Raw genomic sequence first — 24,445 nt, forward strand, 5'->3', positions numbered from 1 at the left:
AAAAAAATGTCTTTTGTATAGTTTAATATCAAACACTTACATTAGATTACTTTGTTTCTTCTTCCAGCAATGTTTTCATCTCACTAAATTCACAATAAATTGCCTTCGTAGGTTCTGGTGTCAACAAGCTCACAATAATGACAACTAGTAAACTTAGTGAAAATCCTGGTACCATTTCGTACATCATCACTTTTAGATTCGGAATTTGCACCCATGTAATGACTACTGCTGCACCGGTAATCATCCCTGCAAGTACACCCCATTTTGTCGTTCGCTTCCAATAAAGACTTAGTAAAATTGCTGGACCGAATGCAGAACCAAATCCTGCCCACGCATAACCGACAAGTGTTAAAATTGTATCGCTTGGATGATATGATAAAACAACTGCAATCATAGCTACTATTAACACGGACAGCCTACCTATAAATACGAGTTCTTTATCACTTGCATGACGGCGGAAAAATGTTTTATAAAAATCCTCTGTAACTGCGCTTGAAATAACGAGTAATTGTGAGGAAATACTACTCATAATAGAGGCTAAAATAGCTGATAATAAAAATCCAGTAATATACGGATGGAATAAAACACTTGAAAACGTTACAAAAATCATTTCTGGATCTTCTAATGTAGCACCATTTTTGGCGTAATAAGCAATACCAATAAGTCCTGTAAGCATTGCACCTATTATCGAAATCCCCATCCAACCGATACCGATTCTACGAGAAGTTTTTAAGTCTTTAACGGAGGTAATTGCCATAAAGCGGACAATTATATGTGGTTGTCCAAAATATCCGAGTCCCCATGCTAAAAATGATATAATGGAAAGTATTGTAGTTCCTTTAAATAGGTCTAAATATGAGGTATCGACTTGTCTTATTATATTAAATGTTTCTGTTACACCACCCACATCTGTAAAAGCAACAATTGGCACTAATACAAGTGCAATAAACATAATGCATCCTTGCACAAAGTCTGTCCAACTGACTGCTAAGAAACCGCCAAATAGTGTATATGCAACAACAACACCAACTGTTATAAATAATCCAATTTTATAATCAAGATTGAAGGAATTTTCAAATAGACGTCCTCCTGAAACTAAACCGGCTGACGTATAAAATGTGAAAAAGACTAAAATAACAATAGCGGAGACAAAACGTAGTATTTTCGTGCGATCTTGAAATCGATTTTCTAAAAAGTCTGGGATAGTAATAGAATCATTTGCTACTTCTGTATAGGTTCTTAAACGTGGGGCAAGAATTAAATAATTTACATAAGCACCTACTAATAACCCAATTGCAATCCATACGCTTGCTACTCCTGTTACATACATTGCACCAGGCAAGCCCATTAACATCCAGCCACTCATATCAGAAGCGCCAGCTGATAAAGCTGTAACTGCTGGACCGAGTCCCCTTCCACCTAACATATAATCTGATAAATCGGATGTCTTCTTATAAGACCAATATCCGATGTACAACATAGCTGCCATATAAATGGCAAGCGAAACCATAATTTCAACCTTCACCAAATCTCTCCTTTGTGTTACCATAAGCCATTCAAAATTCCGGGAAATGACTCTTTCTATTTTTTAGTTTTTGCTTATGGTTCACTACCTTAACAAACATCTTCTGTTCTTTCAAGTTAACAATCCCTTTTAGTCAAAAGAAAAAAACGTTATAAACGCCTTTATTACAGTAGATTACTCCGCTTTTCAAAAAAAGAAAAATAACAATATTCAGTCAATATAAAATTGACTTTTTTATACATTCTCAACCTAAAAATACTAGGATTATTCAGTACTATTTATGTATCATTTAAGTATTCGCATACTTTCACTTTCAGGCATACAATTTCCATTTTTAAGGAACTACAAAAGTACTATTTTTAACAGACCCAACTAATCATAAGTTGGAATTCCACACAGAAACTCTACAAAATGGTTTACACTATTATAAAGAATAAAAAAATATGACTTTTTATAAATCAAAAAAGTTAGTAAAATAAACTCATGTTATATGTATGGATAATTATTATTGTAAAAAACTAGCTCTTTTTACTCCTAATAATGGTAAGTTGTTTTAACTTGATTTTTCTAAGTAAATATATGTTAAGAACTGAAAGTATAAACTGCAACAAAGATAATAAATCCTGATGCTAAAAATAGCATATACGCCGAAGCTTTTTGATTTTCTTTTTAATTAGAAATTCCTGTCATTAAAATCAACAATCCCATAAATAAAGACATAAAAGGCATTACTTCAAATTTATCAGTTACTAGATAGTACAACGCTAAAATACAACCAATTACCCCAAAATACTCTTTAATACTGTCAGCAAATAAAAGCCTCCTCAATTAATTTAAATATAAGTATAGAAAATCTTTTATAGAATATCATTATCTTTTTACTCCTTATTATTTTAGCCAAGAAGACGCCTTCCTCAAGAAGTGAGAAGGTTCACGGTCCAGTGAGTAGCTGGGAGATGAATTGGCTCTTCGAACAAGGAATAGCATCAAGTCATCTTAATTGTTCAACATATATAAAGTGTTACTAAACAATTTGTCATGGTTACAGTTTCGAACCATGTTAGAATATAAAGAAAAATGGTATGACAAACAAGTTATTGTTGTATCAAAAACATTTGTTTCTAGCAACTATGTTCTTGTTGTTACTAACAAAACAAAGATGTTAAAAGTCTGAAGCTACATACATGGGAGTGTCCTTCTTGTCGTACACATGATGATAGAAATATGAATGCAAGTATCCTTTAAAGAATGCAGCGATAAGGATTCTAACCGCAAGGACTGCGGGAATAGCCTAAGTTCAATAAAACTCTTTACTTAGGAACCCCTCACTTCTAAGTGAAGTGAAAGTGGGGGTAGATTAAAATACAAAAATATTCTTAAGGAGGAATTTATCATGTTCAAAAAATCATCAGATAATGAACGAGCTATTGTTATTACTGCCAGTGATACCTATGATATGTTTTTATTTCCAAATATCGTTGACAATCGATTCCATTTGATCACGGAAAACTTTCACAATATGGGATATAATCATTTTGAGTTATATGTCGATAAAGAAAATCACTTATTACATATTTATGATGATATTGGTTGGTGTGCAAAAAGAACAAGTGTAATCAATATAATTAATAAATACTTAATAGACAAAATATGTGCTTGCCTGCACCTCTCTAATCCCGAAGAAGCAAAAGTCATTATCTATTTTCCAGAAAATCACACGCAAGGTGTAGGTATTGCAACCTACGGTTACCATGCGCGAGAAGATGAATATGGTTTTGGGCATCCTTTTGACGAAACAAGTACATATGAACCATTTATCAACATGGCTAAGCAACGAAAATACTAATGTAATCCTCTAGAAATAGTACGCTTAAATTGGACCTAGACGACTATATAAGCATTAACCAAAAGGTGAGAAATTTAAATGAACTATATAAGTTGTAAATAAACAGATGGAAACACCGGTTATTATATTGATGAACCAGGTGTAGGATGAAAATTTACACCTGAAAATGATGGTGGTCAGCACCTTCCACGCGGAGGCGGTCATTAAAAATAACACTTACAAGATCGTGTTCCCTGATCTTATCTTTTTATTTTTGGATTTTAGATACACAAAAGGAATCTTTAATAGCTTAAAATTACCCTGTCATCAGCCCAGAAAATAGAAAAATTTCAAACTCCGGTCTCTACGCAGCAGATTAAAGTAGTAAAAATTACTTGAAGGAAAACGTTTGGAAGGGAATTAAAAGTACCAGAAAATATACAGCAGAGAGAACTAAATGAGTTATTTATTATAATAACATCGGAAGCAATGGAAGATACCAAGAGGACATAGGGAGATTCTTTGGGAATGATACAGTTATGAAAACATAAGCACTTGAAGGAATCTCTTGTGTATCTAAACATTTGCCAAACAAATAGATGATGTTAGGATGTAGAAAACGCTCAATAAAAAAGGAGAAATGATTATGCCAAAAGCTTTTTATATGAATATTAATGATTACGAGAGACCTGCAGATATATTGCGGATGCTTGGACATCCTATGCGCTTGATGATAGTTCGAGAATTAATTTCGAAAGGTCCATTAAATGTATCCCAGTTACAGAGGTTACTACGTGTTCCACAATCTACAATGTCACAGCAATTAATAAAGTTAAAACAGTTTAAGATGGTTTCCTATGAGCGAAAAGGAAATGAGATTTATTATATAGTGAGTGACGAAAAAGTGATTGAGAGTATGAAGCGATTAGAATGTTTACAAAAGTGGACGTAAGCAGATATTATAAATCTCTTTATTTCTATAGATTGAGATTAACTTTTTATAGTATACATAGTTTTAACATAACGAAAAATAGATAATTTAGATGAATTGTAATACTAGGCGTACCGCCAGCATTTCAGAAAAAAACACGCTAAGAGCATGCAAAGTTTTATGCAAAAGATCGGGAGACATAGGGAACTATGGGGAGGCCAAAAGGCGCGTCAAAATAGGAATATATAAAAAGATGCATAGAATTATAGAAAGAAAAAGGCAGATGCATTGCGAGAGTAAGGGGGCGCTTTTGTCCTTGCTACTGATAATAAGACGTTATGTTAACTCTCTATGAATATTTTATACATCAAAAATATAAAACAAATTGCTTATTCCGAATGTTAAAATTAGCGAAAAGGAGGAAATGTATCATGTTAAAAGTGAAACCTAAATGTGTAAGTTGCGGAAAAGACGTTCGGGGCGGGGAACTTGTCTATGTAGAATTACGATATCCGGAATATGCAGGCATGACTGTAATCAAAAAACTGCTTGATAACGAAGGAAAAATCAATTGCAAAGAGTGTTACTCCAAGTAATAAAAAAAGAGGGGAATAAGTTATGACAAAGAGAACAAGTTGGTCTTACATTATTGGTTTAACATGGTTGGCAACTATTACATTACTTGGGGCAAATTTTAATCATTCGATTCCAAATAAAGCTGTTTCCTTAAGTGTTTCTATTTTTATGATTACCATTGCAACAGGGGCCAGTCTGACAGGACTTTACCGACTTAAAAAGAAAAAATATTGAGAACGAATAACAAACCCCTCTCCATTTGGAGAGGGGTTTGTTTGTACTTCCTGTAACGGATTTTATGGTAACTAAAATTATATAGGATAGGTAAGTCGTTGTATTTATTATCACGGTATAATATGGTTAATTCGGTTGTGAAAAGGAGGAATGTTTAATGGGAGTTTTAACAGCATTCTTAGTAACTAGCTCAATTTTATTATTAGCTTGGGTTGTAGGTGTAAGAGAAAAACAAAATCAACAATAATATTTTATATTTATGGATAATTATAATGGTTAAAAAAGCTAGCTTTTTTTGTTATTGATAAGTGAGGTTATAATAATTGATTTAATTATTTTTTGTAGCAAAGTATTAAATGTTTTACTCAATAACCCCTGAATTTTCAATATTTACAATGTACTTCACTCTTATTGGTACTGTTTTATATATCTTTTCCCATTCTTTTAATTTAAATGGTTTATATTGTTGTTTGAATTTGGAGCCTAAACCAAGTGGATCTACATTTAGATTTTGTATTTTTCTTATTAGTTTTTTACTTTCTGAATTCAATTGTTTTTCTATGTCTTTTGTTACTATCTTGATGGTATTTTTATTTTCTAAATTTATCATTTTTGAGGTTTCTTGTAGACGGGCATTCATTTTAACTTGAATATAAAAAGATGGTTTTCCATCTTTAATCTTAACATGATAGGAAGGCGTGGAACTGATATTGTTAATTAATACATAACCGTCATGGGTTTTAAATTCCTTGGAATTTAATCTATGTTTTTCAAGCAATCCTTTAAAAATAAACATATCTTTTTGTTCCAATTTTCCTATATATTTGTTTTTCTTGAAAAGAGCTATACTTTTAATTTTTATTTTGTCTTTTTGTTTTTTTAATATTGCCATAAAAGTATCTCTTCCAACTTCATAGTAGCGATAAGAGTTAAGATATAAATTATCATGTGGTAATGAACCTGTTTCCATGTTGTGTTCAAACAGGTTTTTTATGTAAATTGCAACGTTAAAGGTATTATTATATTTTCCAGAGAATAGCTCATATCCTTCACCTTCTAATATTCCTAGATATATTGTACCTCCTATGCTCTTATCCCGTAGAAGCGTATCATATGCTATGGTTATATCTTTTTTTGCTAATTTTTCTGTAAGAAGAGCAACACGTAATTGTCCGATGGCAAGGGGGCGCACAGATTCGGAAAAGGATTTTTCTTTTCCTTGTGTTACTGTGTTTCCGATGTTTTCAAACACTTGAACTTGATGACCTTTTTTTTGAACAGGAGAGACAATTGTTGTTTTTATTTTATTTTTTGTTATATCAAATACAATTCCTTGAATTAATTCAAGATCATCAATAATATACTTTTGCAAGCAGCCTGTCATAAATATTAACGAAATACAAAATAGTATAATTTGTTTTTGAGTAATTCTCTTCATATTGTCTCCATCCAGTAAAAAACAAAATTGAAACACAACTTATTCTAAGTTAGATTTTATATCTCATCAATTGTTGTATTTTGAATTTTAATCATTTGTAGTATTTTTCCAAAAAGATCATCATCATATTCATATTTTCACTAAAACTACCGATAAGTGGAATTATATTAACTATAGATAGGATATATAAAAGGTTTTTATTTATAAATTTAGAAATATTATAGTAATGGTTTTTAATTTGGTATATGAAGGAGTATATGGATAAGATGAAAAAAGTGCTAGGAGTGTTTGCAACTTTAATAATTGAAGGAGTAATTGTATATAAATTAGCAGAATTTATTGGTTGGAATTTTATTGACCTGACCTTTTTTGCTGGAATTTGTTTTACTCTAATTATAGGTTTTTTCAGTAGTAAGGGTGGATTTTCTAGTAATAGCAATCGACTTCAAGTTCAAGCTCAAACTGGTATTAAAATCGATGAAGAAAAGTTTGAATTTAATATGAATCCTATTTTTATTGGATCTATTCTCTACATAGTAGTGTCTTTATTATTTGTAGTAATAGGATATTGGAAATATTTTATTAAATAGTGCTTACTCCTGTTAACTTAAATTATGTAAAAAAGCTAGCATGGATCTAGCTTTTTCTTTTTTATCCATGATGCTTTAACCTGTTTATTTATTGTGTTTTGAATGTATACTTTTGTCGTATGTTTTGAAGGTATTAGAGAAATTATCGTGAATTCAATATTTTCAGTAATTTGAATGCAAATTACTTGATATTAGTTTACATTCGTTTTTTTTTCATCATTTATCGTTTATTTTGTAATTTTTTCTCAATATAGATATATATGTTATTTATGGTTTTATATAGAATAATAACGAAAAATATAATATTATAAAAATTAAGCTGTTGTCATTTGTTTTTCCCTTACGCTAAAGATAAGATCATACTCTCCGATCTTATCTTTTTCATTTGTAGTTTCGTATTACAAAAAAGAGAATCCTTTTAATATTAAAAGGATTCCGCAACAGGAAAGAACAAGTATATAATAATAAAAAGAATTACTTATATTATAATTTAAAAATAAGACAAATATATTGAGAAAATTCAGAACGCATTGAATATATATGTACCCTTATTTATAATTGATTATGAGTTGGAGTACTAATCTGTCATCTGTTCCTTTTTCTAAAGAAGATTGATTTCAATCTTCTTTTTTTTATTAGTTCCTCTTTCCTCGAAAAAAGGACAATAATTACTTAAGAATTGTGGAAATAGCTTGCTTGTAGACTAGTTGTTGCTTACCATGAACTATCATAAGAACGGTGAATTTATCCATTGCAAGGATCTGCCCACGTATTGGAACGCCATTTATTAAAAATACAGTAACTTCCCCTTTTTTTTCTTTCAATTGTTCATACATATCTTCTTGTAAGTTATACATGAAATACTCCCCCTAATTGTATCTACTTTTCTTTTAATGCTTGCTGCATCCCTTTGTTGTCTATTTGTATTTCCCATTCTTCTTCTATTTTTCTAAACCATTTACCTATTTTGCTTACATAGTATCTTTTTACTTCACTATACGGAATCCAAATTTCACGTTCTTGTATTTGATTCATCACTTCATGAAGAATCTCATCATGTTCATACTTTTTAGGTCTTCTATAATGTGTTTTTACAAACTGTGAATATTCTCTACGTAACCAAGTAGAAATATGTTGTCTTTGTCTTTGCTTGAGATGTGACCATTTTTTATTTGTTTGAAGGATTTTTCCATTTACTTTTATGTGGTTTTTCATCGACACTCATCCCCTTTTACCAGCAAAACGAATATATAACTATCGTATCACATTTTAATTGAAACACGGCTCTAGGTACATATTTCGCAAGAAATCTATCCAAAATAAAAATATTATCTCCATTTCACACAAAATAGTACCCAAAACATACGAGATCGAATCCATTAAGCGGATTAATTAGGCACAAAAATTAGTAGTGCTGATCCAGATGCCAAAGAGTTTGGGAAGAAATTAGAAAAAGAAATTACTGATTTGTTTAAAACAGAAGAAGTAAGCAAATGGATTTGAAGTGATTCATACATGATCGAAATTTATAGTAATGATAAACAAAAGATTAACTCATAAGGAATAATAAAAAAGAATGCACATAAAATGTGCATTCTTTTTTATTACTATATACCTAAAGACTTTGCAAGAAAATCTAATAAAGTTGTTGTTCCCAAAAGTAATGATATTATTTTTTCGAAATCACATCGAAAATCAATCTCTACTTCTCCTGATGATGATTTCTTATATTTAATAAAAATCAAATCATGTCACCTACTTTTTTTAATGTAGGCGTCGGAAGAAAGACATGTCTTGATATAAATTAAAAATTCCCTTATGTTGATATTATCTCATAACCAAAATAGTTTTACAACAAATATAAGAATGAGATATTTCGATCTTATTTTGTATGTATTCACCAGTAAGAGATACTCTTAGATTAATTAAAACATATTATTTATTTCCTCTGGTTTTATTATAGCCTCTTTTATAAGAATCGTAGGTTTCAATTGCATACCTTTCTAATTCATTCAAAGTATTAAAACCACTTTTTTCAAGAGCTATCATCTTGATTGTCCAATAATCTCCGTATTTGTAATCTGCATAAACATCTCCATTGCCCTTTCCAGTGAAATGATTGTTCACTCGATTTAAAACCTGCTTTCCTTGTCCCACATAATATAAATCTTTAGATTTATTATGTAATATATACACTCCTGCGAAGTTATAATTATTAGAATACAATGCTCTCCCTTTTCCACCGAAACTTTTATTTCTCATTTCTAAAAATTCCTTAGTCGTTAACTCTAAAGTATTATTAGCTAATCCGAAAATTTGTTCTCTAATTTTTTTTGCTGACGAACTTGAAATATAAAGATTAAAATAATAAATACTATAACAATAAATGGTAATAAGTACAAAAAGTCCATATTCGTACACTCCTTTTGATTAATGCAATGATGACTTCTCTCTCTTTTCTCTCATATATACTGCAAATTGCATCATTTCTTCTTGGGTAAATTGTTTTCCTTCAGTTGCCCCTTATTTAGCCGACCCAATAAATACTAAATCATCCCATTTGGAAAATGGTGCTTCTCCTTTAAAAACCATTTCACTATATCTTTTCCATTCCCCATTAATGTTCACTACATTATATCTTCCCTCATTTGCTAAGAAACTCATTGCAAACATTTTATCAGAGTAATAGAAATCACAATCCCTATTCGGATCGAGTAATTCTTCCCAACTAATATTAGTCATTAAATCTTCTTCTGGAATTTCACGTTTCTCTGTTTCAATAAGTTCATAAGATGAAATTGGTAAATCGTCTAACTCATCATCATATACTTCTTTCATGATCCAACAGTCTTTACTAGCGTCTGCTGCATAATATTGATACCATTCATTGTCATGCGTTTTAAATACATAAATAAATCCATTTGTAACTGTCTTACGATAAGTTTCAACGATATAACTATGATTAAAATTCCCTGTTTGGTCATATAGTGTGTCATCATTATCATAAGTTTCAGTTTCAACAAAAAGTTTCTTTTTCTGTCCCTCAATTATATATTCATAGCCGTCTACTACTGGAAAGTCTTCTGGATACTCATTCATACACTCTTTTTCTAATAAACAGTCCTTCACTTTGCTTATAGCTGCTTTTGGAATCTCTTTTAACTTTACGAACTCTTCAAATTCATTATTAATATTTATTCCATAAGGCTCTAATATTTGATGCAATTCTCTAGCAACCCTTGTTTCTTCGTAAATCATATATTCATACTCTTCAGGATTGAATTCTGTTACTAAAACATACGTATCCAAAGGGTTTATCGTATATGTATTTACCCATTTATTAGGCTGATTAAAAACTCCGTGTGGGATTAAATATCCCCATAGCACCACATACTTCTGAAATTTCTCTTCTGGCACTACAAAATAGGATGAACCTTCGTTTGTTTCTCTTTCTAGTACACGTTTGTGATTTGAATCATAAATCAGCCACAATTTGAACCATATTATTGCCATAGATCACTCTTTTTTTAGAATATGATTATAAAATATGAAGCATATTATTGCCCAAAGTTTTTAATTAACCCATAACCTTGCCACTATTTTCAGCTTTACCTACAATTACATATTATTAATTCAATTAGTATCAAATAAAAATTAAAAAATCATAATTATTATAATAAAATTCCTGTGAGGGAACTGGTAAACGCTCTCGACTTGCAACCCAGTACCCTTTTATGTCGTGTGGGTTCAACGCTCGCCAAGCTCATTACAAAAAGCACCTTTTCAGGTGCCTTTTGTGATTTTATAATGCATCTTACTTTTCTCTTATTCGTTATAAATAAAGCTTTGCTAATATCCAATAGAGTTAGAAACTATCCTTTAAAGACAACCAACAATATGTTACTAGCGATACCCTAATTTTTTTAATAAATCTAGGTAAGTTTCTCGAAAAACTGGTTTAAGGAGACAGGCTGGTTCAGAGAGAGATTTAGCAAGCTGGTGCCCACTGGGATAAATCCCTTGCTTATATAGATAATAAGTATAATGTTCAATTTCTTTAATAATTCTTATTTTACGTTCTTCTTTCATCTTTAATTGATAGCTTTTATATCTCTTACTAATTTTATTACACACTTCTGAGAAATTAGTTCTTCCTGCAGAACGAGAAATCTCTAATTTCTGTAAAATTAAATATAAACTCAAATCTTCATATAAATTATCATTTACAACTTTCTCTAACGCTTCCTTTCTTTCATCGTTTCGTTTTTTGATAATACTATCTTTATGCATCTTATGTTTCAATTTATTTTTCCGATATAAATTAGGGAAATGTTTTTTTATTGTAACTGGTGCATACCCATACTTTATACGTATGTCAGCTAGGCTTTTCGATTCATTTGATTCTAATTCTTTTTCTAATACATCTTTTAAACTCGATTTCTTAAATTGCCTACTCTTTATATTCATTTTCTTCTTACTATCTTTTGCTTTAATGAATAACATAAGGTTATTCATTTCCTCTTTATATTGAGAAATTTCCTTTGTAAGAAGATTATACAACTTAACATTAGAGTGGTAAGAAAATTCAAAAAGAACGGAATGAATATTCATTCTATTCTTCCCGTCATTTTTTAGATATTAAGCTCTCCTCTTTTGAAACGCAGAAACACCATTTTCCATATAATATTTGATTAAAGATAACCAGACACTATAATTAGGATTTGGACATTTTCCTTTGCTCATTCTTTCTAATTGTTGTTCATACCAACCTACTTCTAGCATGGCTGCTTTTGAATCTACCCATTTCACTCCTGTCTGGATAGGTTTAATCTGTACCGTTTTATATCTGCCTTGAAAAATTTGATTAGGAAGATCTGGTACTAATGCAAATGCCTTTCCTATCCCTACCATATCTATAGCCCCACTACTAATTGCCTCTATCATACCTTCTTCTGAACGAAATCCTCCCGTTACTACCAATGGAGTTGAGATTAATTTTCTTGCCTTATCAGCATAATCTAAGAAATACGCTTCACGTTTTTTAGTACGCTCATTTGAATTTTCAACAAACATCTTTGGATTTTCATAATTGCCACCTGAAATTTCAATAAGGTCAACCCCGATTTCAGACATCTTTTGGATAACCAACATGGATTCCTCTTCTGTAAATCCTCCACGTTGAAAATCAGCAGAATTCAATTTGAGGCCAATAGGAAATTCTTTGCCTACTTGCTTTCGGATTTCGAAATAAATTTCTACTAAAAATTTCATCCTATTGTCTATGCTTCCCCCCCACGTATCAGTACGTTGATTATGATGTGGGGATAAAAATTGATTAATTAAATATCCATGTGCAGCATGAATTTGAACACCTGTAAAACCGGCTTTTTTTGCAATTCTAGCTGCATTCCCAAAACGTTTAATTATATCTTGAATTTCTTCGTGCTTAAGAGCACGTGGTGAGTTAAAAAAATTTTTAAGATTGCCAGTTAGCGGAATAGCACTTGGTGCTACCGGCTGACTAGACAAAGCTTTTGGTGACTGTTTCCCAGGATGATTTAACTGCATCCAAAGATGTGTTTCATTTTTTGTGCCAGCCTTTGCCCATTGTTTTAGCATATCCAGATTGGCTTCATCCTCAATAACAACATTACCCGATTCACCTATAGCTTTTCGATCAATCATTACATTACCTGTTACAAGAAGACCAGCTCCTCCATTTGCCCATGTTTCATATAAAGTAACTAGTGATTGGGTTGGATTGTGATCTTTTGGTGCAAAATTCTCACTCATTGCTGCTTTATAAAATCGGTTTTTAATCATTGTTCCGTTTGCTAACTGTAAAGAATTTGCTAAAATAGTATTGTTTTTCATGTTATTCACTCCTCATTCATTTCTCTATATGAAATGTAGTAATTAAATGAGACATTCTATTGCGTTATGCTAAGAATTCCCGTTCGAGTAACACCTTACACATCCATTTAGTTTGAATGTTTAACGATTAAATCTTCTAATTTCAAAAGTGGTTACTGACTATGTTGTTTGTTAAGTATTTCCTTATATTTTTGAATAAAAAGATTCGAATTAAAATAATTATTATTTCTAGTTTCTATCTATAAAAATGCTTAAATATAAGTGATTAGCTTTCTTTTTTACTTTGAGAAGGCCAATAATTTACCATGACTTCTTCGATATGCTCGACTAAACTTTTAAGGAATCTGATGGTACTTTTATTTGGATCTAAATAATAAAAATTTTTTGTGCCCTCACGATGAACATTAACTACTTTTGCGTCTTTTAAAATTTTCAAATGATGTGATACTGCCGGACGAGATAAATGAGTTCTTTGGGTTATTTCACCAACACGCATTCCCTCCTCACACCCTGCAGCCATTAAAGCAATAATAATTGATTGCCTTGTTTGATTTCCAATCGCAATTAATACATCTTGACATTCTAGAAATTCTACTGCAAGTGTATCCAATTCTTCTGTATTTTTCATATGCACACCTCAAATCATTTACTTGTTTATTAGCTTAACGATTTAATGGTTCTAATGTTTAATCAATTAAACATTCTAACTGAAATATATCATCCATAAAACATTAGGAGAGAAAGTCCAAACTGTATCATTAATTAAGCTCATCTTCTCATAATAAACTTTAATATGCTATATCACTCCCCCATAGAATTCACCACTGTAAATTATTCATACAATATCTTTACTTACATGAATTTTATTAAAAAATGCATCTGACATATCAAGTGTAGATTATAACCAACTATGGAAATATTGGATGATATTTCACTTCAAATTATGATCAATATAAGTATGGGCCTTTCATTGTATAAAAGAAGAAATTATAGAAATCCTAAATAGCTAATATTAGTTTGATTCTAGTGACATAGATACTGCGACAAATGGTTCTTTTGTTCAATAGTTCGATTACATAAACCATATTAGCATAATTTTTTCAAAATAGATTAATGGGAAAGAAAATCGAGACCATTGAATTTTTTAATTTAAATGAAGTGGAATTTCAACTCCATTTAAAAGATTTTTCACTTTAACATTTCTTTTTTAAATTTTTATTTTTATGTTTTTTTTCGCAATAATATATGAGCTTATTTATGGTAATAAAATCAGAGGATTCATTACCATTAGAAATTAATGTTAAAATAGTAGAGGAATTATCAAAAGGAGCTATTATTGATATTACCGTTCATTAAATTTTTTATCCGTTTTCAAGAGTAAATTATCATGTGACGGAAGGGGGTTTAACTGTTATAAATTATTGAAAATATACGTTTTTTATTTTTCTGGGAGGAAGTAATTTCTTGACTTGATGGCTTATGGTGTGAACCATTAATTTGCCACAATTTAAAGCGTATTATTGAACAAATTTTTTGATTAATCCACAAAAAATTCCAAAACTGGTATGCCCACCTTCTTTCAATTTTTCATATGCGCATATTTTATATATTCTTTTGTTTAATTATTAAAATTTTCTTCAAATAACATTTCATTTGAAGAAAAACATCGAGAAAGAAAGTGGAGACCATTAAAATAAGTTCATGGACCGAATATGTACAAATTAAAATTATGTCTGTAGTAGTTGATGCTTAAACAAGCATCAACTACTACAGACATAATTATTTATTAAGTAAAGTGAAGGCGTTTTATAAAAGAGGGGTACAGTGAAGACAAGCAAGAAATATATATGATTACAACTCAAAAAATATTAAATTCCTAGAAAAAATCCGAAGAGATTTTTGGTTATCTTTCGAAAACAATTGCATTAGAGAATAAGAGTTGGAAATATCTCTAAATAGGAGAACAAAGACTCTTTGACAGAAACATCTGTAAAGTTCTATACTAAATAAACATCTAAACGTTCGAACAATTAAACAAGGAGAGGTATCATGAGCCAAAAAACAATAAACATATTAAGAGAATGTACTCCTATTTTTTCAATCCTTCAGGATCTAAATCGTCAAGATATATTGGTGTTACTTTATGATGAAGGAGAAATGTCTGTAAATCAAATAGTAGACCGACTTTCTTTATCTAGACCAGCTATTTCACACCACTTGAAGCATCTTTTAAATGCAAATCTAGTTACTGTTCAAAAACGTGCTACTGAAAGGTATTATGCTCTTTCTCTTGATAATTCCATTGTATTATTAAAACAACTAATTGAATCGTTGGAAACTGATAACCAATTAAAAAAATAATCAACAAAATAGTATACACAATGATAAAAGTAGTATTTTAAAATGCTACTTTTTCTACAAAGTGAATTAAAAATTATTTATTGACAAATATAAAAGAGTCGAATAATATTTTAATCACAAAGCGTTCGAACGTTCGAACATTAGAACTTAATGAATTTCGAAAATTGTTTTAAACATCCTAAGGAGGAAATGAAATGACATACAGTGAACAAAGCGAATGGCGTGAAATCCAAGCCTATTTACCTAAAAAATATCACTTTACAGATAATTATCATCCAACAGAAGAATGGTGGAATTGGAAAGGACATAAGGTACATTTAGATTGTTTTCGGAATAAAAAAGCACCTGTTAAAGTTATTTTATTACATGGAGTAGGTACAAATGGTAGACAGATGTCCATGATTTTAGGTGGTCCTCTTTCAAAAGACGGTTTAGAAACAATTGCTATTGATATGCCTACTTATGGAGTTACAAAAGTTAAAAAAAGCTCCGTAGTAAAATATGATGACTGGGTAGATTTAGCATGTGATTATATCGACTATGAACAAAAACGTGATGATAGACCCATTGTACTTTATGGCTTAAGTGCAGGTGGTATGGAAACTTACCACGTTGCTGCAAAAAACAAGAAAGTAAAAGGAATCATTGGTATGACATTCTTGGATCAACAAAATCAACAAGTCCGTGACGAAACAGCTAAAAATTGCTTTATGAGTCGTGTCGGAATACCTATGGCAGGCATTGCATGTAACATAGGACTTGAAAACTTTAAAATGAAAATGAGTACAGCTTCTAAAATGAGTGCCTTATGTAATAATGAGAAAGTAATGGAAATATTCAGTCGAGATAAAACATCTGCTGCGAATAAAGCAAGCATGAGATTCCTAGACAGTTATGGCAATTACCAACCTGTAATGGAACCAGAGGATTTTGATGTATGTCCCATTCTTTTAACACAACCTGAACAAGATAGATGGACACCGTTACATTTAAGCACTCCATTCCTAAACAAAATAAAAAAAGTAGATGTAAAAATAGTCATGTTAGAAAATGGAGGTCATTACCCAGTGGAACAACCTGCATTAGATCAAATGCACGATGCTATCGTAGAATTTATTTATAAGGTTACAAAATAAGCTTATAAATAAATTCTTTAATGGAAAATGAAAAAAGTATTTTTTAAATATGAAAAGCCTAAGTTGAACAAAATACCCATTCTACCCTTCTTGTTACAATATTATATAGTTGGAACCATATCTTTGCCGCAAACAAAAAGAACCATAACCTTGCCAAAATGGCAAAGTTATGGTTCAAATCACAACGTTTTCCACTGAACAATTTACGCATATACATACCCCCATGATTAGTACAAAATAATAAAATATAAGGCTCATACTAAGTGTAATACTATCATATTTAAATTGAAATACGGCTCTAGGTACATATTTCGCTAGAAATCTATCCAAAATATTAATAATATCTCCATTTCACACAAAATAGTATCCAAAACAGACGAGACCGACTCCATTAAGCGGATCAATTAAGCACAAAATGAAATGTAGACATATTACTCATGTGTTTTATTTTTTATTAAACATTACAGTACGTGAAATTTTATATGTCACTTATTAAAAAAGCCCCCATAGATCTTACACCTATGAGGGGTACCGCCAGAATTTCGAAAAAAACTCACGCTAAGGATTTTTGAACCATTTTAACGCTAATTTAAATTGTGTTGTATTCGAAATTAGACCATTTCAATAATTTGTGTTGCATTAATACTCATTTATCTTAATCTTTTTTAGTTCTAATACAACACAACTAACATTGTGTTGTATTAGATATAGAAGGGAATTGAAATATCACTTCTTAGCAAAAGAAAAATAATAAAGAAGCCGAATTCCTTAACAGATAGAACTCGGCTTCTTGCTACAATAATTTAACTTTAATTTGGATGGGATTATTTATTATCAGAACCACTTTAAAAGATAATATATTTATATTTCAGATTGAAAGGTTTTACCTAACGGGTTACCAAAAACAAAATGAGGTGTAACTTTGTAATAAAGTTTGATAAAAAGTATCGTTTTAACTCATATCTTACGATATATAAATAGAATCCGTAAAAAATATGATTCAAAATAGCTTCTTATCTAGCAGATTTCATTTTTGGTTTTTATAAAAGATTGATTATTTAGATACCGTATTTTCATTTTTATTCAGTATCATGTTTAGCGTTGCAGTTGCTTTAGGCCATCCAATGTAAAAGGCCATATGTGTTATCAGAGCAATAATTTCCTTTTCGTTAATTCCATTCTTTTCAGCTAATTGTAGATGAAATGGTAATTGTTCAGTATTGCCGATACTAATTAGAGCAGATAGTGTACATAAACTTCTTTCTCTGGATGTTAAAATAGGATCTCTCCATATTTTTTCGAATAATATGTTTTCACTATAATCAACAAAATCGGGAGCCATATCTCTCATTTTCTTTGATATATTGGACTCGATACGATCATTCACTACTCTTTTCCCTCCCTCATATTAACCATTTGTGCTACTCCTTGACCAAATGACCAGTTTTCAGCAGATGTCTCGTTTAATGTAATAAAAATATCAGTTGTAGAGATGTTTAAATGATTAGATATAGCTTTTGATATGGATTGATACAAACTCTTTTTCTGATTTATTGTTCTTCCTGGCCCACATGTAATAGAAACATGCATTATTTTTTCTGTTCTCTTTTTCTCTCCTTCTAAGAGATAATGTGGATCGTAAAAAAATTGATTAGATGGGTAAGGTAAAAATATTTGAAAGTAATCATTTTCTGGAATTTTAAAATGTTCAATCAATGAATGGTGAATACTATTACTTACCGTTTTTAGCTCTTCTTTATTCAATTGACCATCTGGATAATAAACATTAACAAACGGCATATTTTCACTCCCTTTCTTATGACCTTATTTTACTTCCATTATCTCAATTTGTATAATTGAAAATAAATTGTATAATTATCAATAAAACCGATAAAGATGAGGTATGAAAATGGAAATAAAAGAGTTAAATACATTTAAGATGATTGTCGAAGAAGGAACTTTTTCACTGGCAGCAAAAAAATTAAACTATGCTCAATCAACTGTAACAACACATATAAAAAAGCTGGAGAATGAACTTGGCTTCCTTCTATTTGAACGAGGGTGGGATGCGCGATTAACAGAGGAAGGTACTTTATTTGCAGAGGAGGTAGATAACTTGTTAATGCATTGGGATTATTCAATATCTCAAGCGCAGCGTATAAGTAATGAGGAAAAAGGAACATTAAGAATAGGACTAACAGAATCTGTTGCAAAAAAGTTAATTCCATCTATATTAAACTATTTAGACAATGAGAAACCATATATACATTGTGATTTTGTTGTAGGGAACACAGCACTTTTATCACAAATATTAGAACAAAATAAAATTGATTTTGCTGTTTGCGGAAACAACAAAAATAGTTCCAATATAAGCTTCACTCCACTTTACAATGAACAAATCGAATTTATTGTCAATAATCCTCATCATCCAATATTACACAAAGAGTCAGTTGAAATATTCGATATCATTAATTATCCTGTTTTAATTGGAGAGAATAGTTGTTATTATAATCAATCTGTGAATGCTTTCTTATCAGAAAATAATTTATCTTTTAAAAGAGTTTACAATTGTAGTGCATTACATCTTATTCCACACATGGTTTTTGGAAATGCAATAGGTATTATTCCTAAGGGAACTATTTTAAACAAAGGTAATATATCATTTAAGGTTAAAGGATTTGATCCCCAAATGCCTATAGGATTATTAATTTCTTCTAAAAACAGAAACTATTTGAGTCAGACAAAACAGCAACTTATGAAATTGATCGAATCGTTATAGATAATGATTTCTCCTAATAATTATCTACATTTGTTTGATTTTATCCTTCCTCTCCTTACTTGAAGAAGCGTAAACAAAACTCCTATATTCAATACAGAATACAGGAGTTTTACCAATCTTTTGACAGTTTTACAATCGAGCTCGAGCGTAGGCTCTAGATAATTTTATCCAAAGGGGCAAACGGTAATTTTTTTTATAAGCGATACGACTTTAATTCAAATTTATATATAAAACAGCCTCCTTATCCTTAAAATGGTCAAAGTCGACTGTTTTATGTTGAAATTCGCTTAACGTGGTTTTTTTCCGAAATGCTGGCGATACCCCATGCCCATCAAGCTAACAAGAACAAGTTACCCCAAAACAATAAAAATAAACTTGGTTACCATAAAAAACATCACGTTTTCATTCTGAAAGCATTATAGAAGTTTAACCTAATGATTATATAGTTGATACTGATTATTAAAAAAATGTAATTAGATTAATCGCTACATCAATAAAGATAATTTAAATAAAAAAACACCCTTCATTAATAACTAATGAAGGGTGTTTTGTATTAATCATTACAATTCATCTTCTTCAACTTTTTTACTGTTATACTTACTATATCCATATATACATAAGCCAAAAAATACTCCGCCTATACTATTTATAGTAAGATCCTTCATGGTAATTGCTTCTCCAGAAGGTAAATATGTTAATAAAGTAAATACAATGAAGAAAATAAATCCCGAGAATATCGAATTACGAACTAACATTTTATTATTTGATGTATAACGTATATATATTTTTTTGATTCGCATCATTATAACGATATAAAATGATGTTGTTAATAAAATAATTAAGGCTAGAATGCCAAGTGATGTAATTTCTTTGTTTAAAATTAAATCATATAGCATAGCTCCAAAACAGATGAAAAGAGCTAGCATCCCAGCGTTTGCCATTATTTCGAAGGCTGTATTTTGTTCTCGTTCATCAACAGAAGTACCTCTACCAAAAATATATAATTTTAGTAACTTAGACATTAATCTTCCTCCCAAAATAAATCATTTAATGTAACACCTAAACTTTTGCAAATCTCAATACATAATTTCAAAGATGGGTTGTATTCGCCTTTTTCTATTAGACCGATTGTCTGTCTACTTACATTTGTTATTTTTGCTAATTCCCCCTGTGTCATACCCTTTTCGAGTCGAATTCGCTTTACTTTGGTAAGCATATTAGAAGCCCCCAATACATTTATTTCCTTTGTAATATATATGTTACATTAGTTAAATATATGTGTCAATAGCTAGGGGTTTTAACAACTTTATAAATTTGTATCTATATAATCAAAAAAACGCTATTCTTTTTGTAGAAATATACAGAAAGGATGGCGTTTTTGATGAATCCTATCATTTCCAATAAACTAAATCTTTTCGCACAAGAGCTACAATACTTTTTATCTCCAATAGTCCTACAAGATATCGCCAAACAAGTTGGTTTTGTACAGCGATCTAGTAAGTATCAAGCAAACGAACTCATTGCCCTTTGCGTATGGCTCAGTCAAGAAATCGCTAGCACATCGCTTACACAATTGTGCAGTCAGTTAGAAGACTCAACTGGGGTACTGATGAGCTCAGAAGGATTGAACCAACGCTTTAATCCAGCAGCTGTCGCATTTCTTCGAGAAGTCTTTACTTCTCTTCTCACACAAAAACTCTGTTCAAATCACTCGCTTTCTGCACACATGATCTCTACTTTCAATCGTATCCGTATTTTAGATGCGACAGTGTTTCAACTGCCTGATCATTTCGCCACTAACTATCAAGGTTCAGGCGGGAGTAGTAATACGGCAGGCGTGAAAATCCAATTGGAATATGATTTACTTAGTGGTCAATTTCTTAACGTGCAGCTTGGACCAGGAAAGAATAATGATAAAACATACGGTACCATCTGCCTTGAAACCGTAGAGGCGGGTGATTTGTGTTTACGTGATCTTGGTTACTTCGATTTAGGAGACTTACAAACTATTCATGATAAAGAGGCTTACTATATCTCGCGGTTGAAGCTGAATACACGCATTTATATCAAGAACCCTGAGCCAGAATACTTCAACAACGGCACGTTAAAAAAGCAAACAGAATACATCCAGCTTGATATGGCACAAATGATGTCGGGTCTAATCCCAGGTGAAACGATAGAAATCCCCGAGGCATACATTGGCCAAAATCAGAAGCTTCCAGCACGTGTCATTTTCCATCGTTTAACCGATGATCAAACGCAAACACGCCTGAAAAACCAAGCGATACGTGAAAAGAAAAAAGGCATCGTCATGAAGGAGAAAAGTAAACGTTTAATGGGTATGAATGTATATATCACGAATACGTCTCTAGAAGGAGTACCAACGAACTACGTGCACTCATTGTATTCACTTCGTTGGCAGATTGAAATTTTGTTTAAAACGTGGAAGTCATTTTTTGAAATTGATGAATGTAAAAATATTAAAAGAGAACGCCTAGAGTGCCATTTATATGGACAACTCATCGGCATTCTCCTCTGTTCTTCTACGATGTTTCAAATACGACAGTTTCTGCTTGAAAAGACAAAGCAGGAGCTGAGTGAATACAAAGCGATTTATATGATTAAAGATTACTTTCCGTTACTGTTTCAAGCGATAGCCGTTGGCACAGAAGAAATTTTAAAAATTCTGCATCGTCTTTATCTGCTGCTCAAAAAGAACGGTCGTAAATGTCATCGGTATAAGAAAATGACCGTCTTTGATATTCTAGGGATTGTGTATAAAACGACGGTGAAGCATAGACAATCTGCCTAGCGAAAAAATCACGTTTTAATAGGCTTCTTTAGCATGCCTACTTTTCTATCAATTGCTAGTTTTGAAACAAGGATCGTTTCTTATCTAGTAATTTACTTGGTTAGCTTGATGGGCATGTGGCGATACCCCATGCCCATCAACTTAAGAATGGAAACACACTGAACTTTCGTTCATACAACCAACAAACTCTTGAAATATTTGGTATCTTTAAAAATAAGCATAACAAATAAACCTAGATAGGTATCATTTTTAAAAATTATGCAGCTTTCTTTTGTTTTCTCAATCCATTATATTCATAGACAACACCCAAAATATCAAAGACTGTTTTCTTTTCGTATCGATGAGATTTCCGCCCATTCTTCTGGAGCAAGTAGAACAGGCGGATTAAAATCTTTGTTATTTCTTGGGTGTTTTGTTGTATGGCTTGATACAAAGTCGATAAATGATCTTGAATCATTCCAATTGCTTTATATTCACTTAATTCTCGTTTCTTTTTTTGTAATATTAACTGGCGCATCTTAAACATAGTAGAAGAACATAAAAAAATGGCAATGAGTTTTCCATAAACATGGCATTCTAATCGCTCTTGTTTAATATTTTGCCAATGATGAATTTGAAATAGGGATTTCCATGTTTTAAATACAATCTCTATTTGCCAGCGGAGAGAGTAAAAATCATGGATTTGTTCCATCGGAACGATTTCCCAGGGTGTGTTGGTAACATATAGATTCATGCCAGCTAATTGTTTACTTTTTTCCGAATATGTAATGCCCTTTTTACTTTCCGTATACACTTGCTTTTTCATACGTTCACGAAGTTGTTTTTCAGTTAATCGATACATAGTCACTCGAGTGAATAGCTTTTTATCCTTTCCAATATAAGCTTCTTTTATTTCATAGGACTGTCCTGGTTTTAAGGTATCCATAATGCGCTCTAAATCAACTTGGATGTACTTAGATTGTTTTTTTATGGTCCCATTTCGAAAGTATTCAGGAAATTCATTTTTGATATACACCCTATTGTTTAATTTGAGCCGTGATATATAATACACGCCACGTTGGTCCATTTGATCTAAATCACCCAGTGAATAATAGCCTAAATCCCGAATACATAGATCACCAGGACGTAATGTTGATAAACACTCTGTTCCAAAGGTTTTATCATTATTTTTCCCTGGTGCTACTTGGAAATTTAAAAACTGACCACTATGTAAATCATATTCTAATTGGATTTTTATACCTGCTGTTTGAGCACAACCACCTGATCCAGGATACACACTAGCTAAATGCTTTGGCACCTGAAAAATCGTTGCATCTAAAATACGAATTCGTTGAAAATAGGCGATTGAAGAACTAGGAATCACTGATGTTTTACAAATTTCACTTTTTATTAACGAAGAGAAAATATGTTTTAAAAAGCAAACAGCTTTTTTATTGAAACGCTTATTAAGTCCTTCTGAACTCATAAGTGTTCCTGTAACGGCATGAAGTTGACTACATAGTCGCACTAAAGAATCACTAGCTACCCGTTGACTAACCCAAACACAGATAGTAGCTAAATCATGCCCTGAAAACTTACGTTTTCGTTGTACAAAACCTAGTTCTTTAGCAATATTTTCGAGAAATGAAGGAGTAAGATGTTCATATAACTCTTCAGCAAATAGTTGTAATTCATCAGATACAGAAATAGACATACAAAAACGCCATCCTCTCGTTTTGAATTTATACCGAAAGAATAGCGTATTTTTCACTTTTAAATAGTCTATTAAGAGTTGTTTCTTGAAACGAATATATGACTTATTTGGTAAACGATAGGGTATAAGAAAACCAAAAAAATTAAAGGTTTATTATGCATATGGTTAAAATTCCATGTGCCTTCTGATAAAAATAAAGTACCTAAGGTTAATACATACATTACAAAACAACAAATTGATAAGCTTTTCTGTCTGATATGTAAAAACATTTCATCAATAAAATGCTCGCCCTCTTTTTTACCTTTAAAAATTCGCTTCATAAATAAAGATTGCAAAATGATTGCTGCTACAAATAACGAAGTTATAGAGACCTGTTGCTTCTCATACCATTCAAAAGCAAGTAAACCCATAATCACAATGTATAAACAAGTAAATAAGATATTAATTCCATTTTTCATTTGTTTCTTCTCCTTATCTAGCTTTTATAAATAAATAATTGATCAACCGTTACACCAAGGTATTTAGCTAAATTAAAAGCAAGTTCCAATGTAGGATCATATTTGTTATTCTCAATCGCATTAATCGTTTGCCTTGAAACACGACATAATTTAGCTAAATCATCTTGGGAAAGCTTTTTCTCTTTACGCAAAATACGAATTATGTTTTCCATT

25 protein-coding genes and 4 pseudogenes are annotated in these 24,445 nt (G+C 31.1%); 11 read left to right on the top strand and 18 right to left on the bottom strand.

What is annotated here, in order from left to right:
• Positions 1-46: 46 nt before the first annotated feature.
• Positions 47-1,525, bottom strand: a complete 1,479-nt coding sequence (gene putP / locus MRP26_RS28045; protein WP_242807318.1) for a sodium/proline symporter PutP — start codon at positions 1,523-1,525, stop codon at positions 47-49.
• A gap of 582 nt (positions 1,526-2,107) precedes the next feature.
• Positions 2,108-2,185 (bottom strand): annotated as a pseudogene (locus tag MRP26_RS28050) (DUF3953 domain-containing protein); the annotation flags it as partial.
• Positions 2,186-2,561: 376 nt separating this feature from the next.
• On the opposite strand from MRP26_RS28050, the pseudogene MRP26_RS28055 reads away from it, so the two are divergent.
• From MRP26_RS28055 to MRP26_RS28075, 5 genes and pseudogenes are all read left to right on the top strand, one after another.
• Positions 2,562-2,820 (top strand): annotated as a pseudogene (locus tag MRP26_RS28055) (zinc ribbon domain-containing protein); the annotation flags it as partial.
• Between the two features lie 98 nt (positions 2,821-2,918).
• Positions 2,919-3,371: a hypothetical protein gene (locus tag MRP26_RS28060; RefSeq protein ID WP_242807320.1), complete on the top strand. Its 453-nt coding sequence runs from the start codon at positions 2,919-2,921 to the stop codon at positions 3,369-3,371.
• Positions 3,372-3,996: 625 nt separating this feature from the next.
• Positions 3,997-4,302 carry an ArsR/SmtB family transcription factor gene (locus tag MRP26_RS28065; RefSeq protein ID WP_150190404.1) on the top strand — a complete coding sequence of 102 codons (306 nt, stop codon included), beginning with the start codon at positions 3,997-3,999 and terminating at the stop codon, positions 4,300-4,302.
• A gap of 410 nt (positions 4,303-4,712) precedes the next feature.
• Positions 4,713-4,877, top strand: a complete 165-nt coding sequence (locus MRP26_RS28070; protein ID WP_242807322.1) for a Fe3+ hydroxamate ABC transporter substrate-binding protein — start codon at positions 4,713-4,715, stop codon at positions 4,875-4,877.
• A 22-nt stretch (positions 4,878-4,899) separates the two neighbouring features.
• Complete coding sequence (locus MRP26_RS28075) at positions 4,900-5,091, top strand: hypothetical protein (RefSeq protein ID WP_016086129.1); 192 nt, start codon at positions 4,900-4,902, stop codon at positions 5,089-5,091.
• Positions 5,092-5,452: 361 nt separating this feature from the next.
• On the opposite strand, the gene MRP26_RS28080 is transcribed toward MRP26_RS28075, so the two are convergent.
• Positions 5,453-6,529 carry a Ger(x)C family spore germination protein gene (locus tag MRP26_RS28080; protein ID WP_242807324.1) on the bottom strand — a complete coding sequence of 359 codons (1,077 nt, stop codon included), beginning with the start codon at positions 6,527-6,529 and terminating at the stop codon, positions 5,453-5,455.
• 266 nt (positions 6,530-6,795) lie between these two features.
• On the opposite strand from MRP26_RS28080, the gene MRP26_RS28085 reads away from it, so the two are divergent.
• On the top strand, positions 6,796-7,119 hold the full coding sequence (locus MRP26_RS28085) for a hypothetical protein (RefSeq protein ID WP_242807326.1): 324 nt from the start codon (positions 6,796-6,798) through the stop codon (positions 7,117-7,119).
• Between the two features lie 668 nt (positions 7,120-7,787).
• On the opposite strand, the gene hfq is transcribed toward MRP26_RS28085, so the two are convergent.
• Both hfq and MRP26_RS28095 read right to left on the bottom strand, forming a co-directional pair.
• The gene (hfq, locus tag MRP26_RS28090) at positions 7,788-7,976 is read right to left on the bottom strand and encodes an RNA chaperone Hfq (RefSeq protein ID WP_086401225.1); all 189 of its coding nucleotides are present in this window, start codon (positions 7,974-7,976) and stop codon (positions 7,788-7,790) included.
• Positions 7,977-7,998: 22 nt separating this feature from the next.
• Positions 7,999-8,334, bottom strand: coding sequence for a transposase (locus tag MRP26_RS28095; RefSeq protein WP_242807328.1), 336 nt, complete (start codon positions 8,332-8,334; stop codon positions 7,999-8,001).
• A 177-nt stretch (positions 8,335-8,511) separates the two neighbouring features.
• On the opposite strand from MRP26_RS28095, the pseudogene MRP26_RS28100 reads away from it, so the two are divergent.
• Positions 8,512-8,622, top strand: a pseudogene (locus MRP26_RS28100) (DUF4030 domain-containing protein); the annotation flags it as partial.
• 432 nt (positions 8,623-9,054) lie between these two features.
• Here MRP26_RS28100 and MRP26_RS28105 read toward each other — a convergent pair.
• The 5 genes and pseudogenes from MRP26_RS28105 to MRP26_RS28125 all read right to left on the bottom strand — a co-directional run bounded on the left by MRP26_RS28105 (position 9,055) and on the right by MRP26_RS28125 (position 13,621).
• A complete protein-coding gene (locus MRP26_RS28105) occupies positions 9,055-9,381 on the bottom strand; it encodes a GIY-YIG nuclease family protein (RefSeq protein ID WP_242807329.1) in 327 nt (108 codons plus the stop codon).
• Between the two features lie 168 nt (positions 9,382-9,549).
• A pseudogene (locus MRP26_RS28110) lies at positions 9,550-10,632 on the bottom strand (hypothetical protein).
• Positions 10,633-11,022: 390 nt separating this feature from the next.
• On the bottom strand, positions 11,023-11,730 hold the full coding sequence (locus MRP26_RS28115; RefSeq protein ID WP_242807331.1) for a hypothetical protein: 708 nt from the start codon (positions 11,728-11,730) through the stop codon (positions 11,023-11,025).
• A gap of 27 nt (positions 11,731-11,757) precedes the next feature.
• The gene (locus MRP26_RS28120; RefSeq protein WP_242807333.1) at positions 11,758-12,993 is read right to left on the bottom strand and encodes an NADH:flavin oxidoreductase/NADH oxidase family protein; all 1,236 of its coding nucleotides are present in this window, start codon (positions 12,991-12,993) and stop codon (positions 11,758-11,760) included.
• 265 nt (positions 12,994-13,258) lie between these two features.
• Positions 13,259-13,621 carry an ArsR/SmtB family transcription factor gene (locus tag MRP26_RS28125; RefSeq protein ID WP_242807335.1) on the bottom strand — a complete coding sequence of 121 codons (363 nt, stop codon included), beginning with the start codon at positions 13,619-13,621 and terminating at the stop codon, positions 13,259-13,261.
• A gap of 1,421 nt (positions 13,622-15,042) precedes the next feature.
• Here MRP26_RS28125 and MRP26_RS28130 point away from each other — a divergent pair.
• Both MRP26_RS28130 and MRP26_RS28135 read left to right on the top strand, forming a co-directional pair.
• The gene (locus MRP26_RS28130; RefSeq protein WP_242807337.1) at positions 15,043-15,354 is read left to right on the top strand and encodes an ArsR/SmtB family transcription factor; all 312 of its coding nucleotides are present in this window, start codon (positions 15,043-15,045) and stop codon (positions 15,352-15,354) included.
• Between the two features lie 194 nt (positions 15,355-15,548).
• Entirely contained in the window at positions 15,549-16,490 is a 942-nt protein-coding gene (locus MRP26_RS28135) for an alpha/beta hydrolase (protein WP_242807338.1), read from the top strand.
• A gap of 58 nt (positions 16,491-16,548) precedes the next feature.
• On the opposite strand, the gene MRP26_RS28140 is transcribed toward MRP26_RS28135, so the two are convergent.
• The 3 genes from MRP26_RS28140 to MRP26_RS28150 form a co-directional block, all read right to left on the bottom strand.
• Positions 16,549-16,701, bottom strand: coding sequence for a hypothetical protein (locus MRP26_RS28140; protein ID WP_242807340.1), 153 nt, complete (start codon positions 16,699-16,701; stop codon positions 16,549-16,551).
• A gap of 843 nt (positions 16,702-17,544) precedes the next feature.
• Entirely contained in the window at positions 17,545-17,877 is a 333-nt protein-coding gene (locus MRP26_RS28145) for a carboxymuconolactone decarboxylase family protein (RefSeq protein WP_242807342.1), read from the bottom strand.
• Positions 17,877-18,290: a tautomerase family protein gene (locus MRP26_RS28150; RefSeq protein WP_242807343.1), complete on the bottom strand. Its 414-nt coding sequence runs from the start codon at positions 18,288-18,290 to the stop codon at positions 17,877-17,879. Before MRP26_RS28150 ends, MRP26_RS28145 begins: the two co-directional genes overlap by 1 nt.
• A gap of 109 nt (positions 18,291-18,399) precedes the next feature.
• Here MRP26_RS28150 and MRP26_RS28155 point away from each other — a divergent pair, with 109 nt between their 5' ends.
• Complete coding sequence (locus MRP26_RS28155; protein WP_242807344.1) at positions 18,400-19,269, top strand: LysR family transcriptional regulator; 870 nt, start codon at positions 18,400-18,402, stop codon at positions 19,267-19,269.
• 560 nt (positions 19,270-19,829) lie between these two features.
• Here the strand turns inward: MRP26_RS28155 and MRP26_RS28160 are convergent.
• Positions 19,830-20,291 carry a hypothetical protein gene (locus MRP26_RS28160; RefSeq protein ID WP_000040563.1) on the bottom strand — a complete coding sequence of 154 codons (462 nt, stop codon included), beginning with the start codon at positions 20,289-20,291 and terminating at the stop codon, positions 19,830-19,832.
• Positions 20,291-20,485, bottom strand: a complete 195-nt coding sequence (locus MRP26_RS28165) for a helix-turn-helix transcriptional regulator (protein WP_000956452.1) — start codon at positions 20,483-20,485, stop codon at positions 20,291-20,293. The genes MRP26_RS28160 and MRP26_RS28165 overlap by 1 nt, the downstream gene beginning before the upstream one ends.
• Before the next feature lie 165 nt (positions 20,486-20,650).
• On the opposite strand from MRP26_RS28165, the gene MRP26_RS28170 reads away from it, so the two are divergent.
• The gene (locus MRP26_RS28170) at positions 20,651-22,081 is read left to right on the top strand and encodes an IS4 family transposase (protein WP_242807345.1); all 1,431 of its coding nucleotides are present in this window, start codon (positions 20,651-20,653) and stop codon (positions 22,079-22,081) included.
• Between the two features lie 256 nt (positions 22,082-22,337).
• On the opposite strand, the gene MRP26_RS28175 is transcribed toward MRP26_RS28170, so the two are convergent.
• The 3 genes from MRP26_RS28175 to MRP26_RS28185 form a co-directional block, all read right to left on the bottom strand.
• Positions 22,338-23,774, bottom strand: coding sequence for an IS4 family transposase (locus MRP26_RS28175; protein WP_242807346.1), 1,437 nt, complete (start codon positions 23,772-23,774; stop codon positions 22,338-22,340).
• A gap of 71 nt (positions 23,775-23,845) precedes the next feature.
• Positions 23,846-24,232: a hypothetical protein gene (locus MRP26_RS28180; RefSeq protein ID WP_098650544.1), complete on the bottom strand. Its 387-nt coding sequence runs from the start codon at positions 24,230-24,232 to the stop codon at positions 23,846-23,848.
• Between the two features lie 17 nt (positions 24,233-24,249).
• Complete coding sequence (locus MRP26_RS28185) at positions 24,250-24,444, bottom strand: helix-turn-helix transcriptional regulator (RefSeq protein ID WP_098650545.1); 195 nt, start codon at positions 24,442-24,444, stop codon at positions 24,250-24,252.
• Position 24,445: the final 1 nt, after the last annotated feature.

Source organism: Bacillus sp. CCB-MMP212 (assembly GCF_022748145.1).
In the GTDB taxonomy this organism is placed as follows: Bacteria; Bacillota; Bacilli; order Bacillales; family Bacillaceae_G; genus Bacillus_A; species Bacillus_A cereus.